Source organism: Rahnella sp. P4_A8 (assembly GCF_056402435.1).
Genome location: NZ_JBFUHK010000240.1, coordinates 1 through 1,282, shown reverse-complemented (window position 1 = coordinate 1,282; position 1,282 = coordinate 1). Strand labels below are relative to the sequence as shown.

At 46.1% G+C, this 1,282-nt stretch carries 1 protein-coding gene and 1 pseudogene; both read left to right on the top strand.

Annotated features, from left to right (window positions below; translation table 11 throughout):
- A pseudogene (locus tag AC1DUO_RS25075) lies at nt 1-229 on the top strand (HlyD family secretion protein); the annotation flags it as partial.
- 591 nt (nt 230-820) lie between these two features.
- Nucleotides 821-1,087, top strand: a complete 267-nt coding sequence (repA, locus tag AC1DUO_RS25070; protein ID WP_241917316.1) for a replication regulatory protein RepA — start codon at nt 821-823, stop codon at nt 1,085-1,087.
- Nucleotides 1,088-1,282: the final 195 nt, after the last annotated feature.

Below are 1,282 nucleotides of genomic sequence, written 5' to 3'. Positions count from 1 at the left end.
GCAGATCCGTTTGGGGATGAGCGCGAGAGTCGTAGTCATCCTTTACAGAAATGAAAAAGCTATAGTTGTGCCTCCTCAGGCGATTCACGGAGAGGGGGACATAGCCTGGGTATGGTATCGAAAGACTCTAGATACTGAGACAATTAAGCAACACGTTAAGATAGGAAATACAGTTTCACAGGGGGTTGAGATACTTGGAATACAGGCGGGTTATGTGATGATTMCGTGACTGCGGCCGTCTCAAAGAAAGTAATCAATACCCCCCTCGTTTATGTTGCCCACCTGAAGGCAAAAGCTCAGTTGTATAACTTCATTTTTTTAAGCCACCCCAACTGGTTTTGACCCCATATACCCATTACCTAGTGTTTTCCGCCGGCGCGGTGATAGCCTATACAACGAGCTAAATTATCCAAACTCGCTGTGCCATCCACCTGTAAAAATACCCAGACTGAGCGAGTCCGCATGGCCAATTCAAGGGGTATTTCCCAAGTTACACCCACTTCAAGCCCAAAACACAGAACTATAATGAACCTAAGAAACATAATTATAGTTACAACATTCAATTTTTTGTAAACATTGCACATGCCGGCACCGAGTTACCGGCGTTCAGTCCGGAATAGGAGCAGACCATAGGTAAAATCGCAGCCGCCTATCAGGGCTCCGTTTGGGAAACGGAGCCCTGATAGGCGAACGTTACCTCTTTTCGCATTTTCGCCTTATCCCGCGCCAACGGGAGTGAAATGCTTTTTATGCTGCTGATTTAATGAATCTATAGTAGGCTTTCCCAAACGATATATTCAGATCCTTGGGGAGGCCAAAAATGTCACAATCCACAAATGTAGCTTCTTCCTCATCGAAAAATAAACGCCCTTACAGGAAAGGCAATCCATTGTCGCCGTCAGAAAGACAGCAGGCTCTGGTTGCTCGTAGAAAAGACACCCATAAAGAGATCCGTGTGTACGTGCAGAGTGCGCTGAAAGAAGACTTTCAACGCTTATGCGAAGCAGAAGGTCTTACGCAAACAGAGATGCTCGAAGTATTAATCAAAGCCGCGAGCAGCCGGTTAGCTGAAGACGTTACGGAATAACTTTCTTGAGTGTTTTGGGATCCGGTGTTAGATTGCTGATCAGTTAGAGAATTTTGGTGAGCCACGCCGTAAGGTGGCAGGGAATGGGTACTGTGTAGAAGGTTTTACAGGCCCAGAAAAGCAAAAACCCCGAATATCTTCTTCACTTTGGCGGGCGAGGAAAGATAATCGGGGCTCACTAACACTGTATAGAGT

What these genes read in the sequence shown, in the direction of transcription:
- repA (WP_241917316.1), top strand. Translation starts at nt 821, where the DNA reads ATGTCACAATCCACAAATGTAGCTTCTTCCTCATCGAAAAATAAACGC.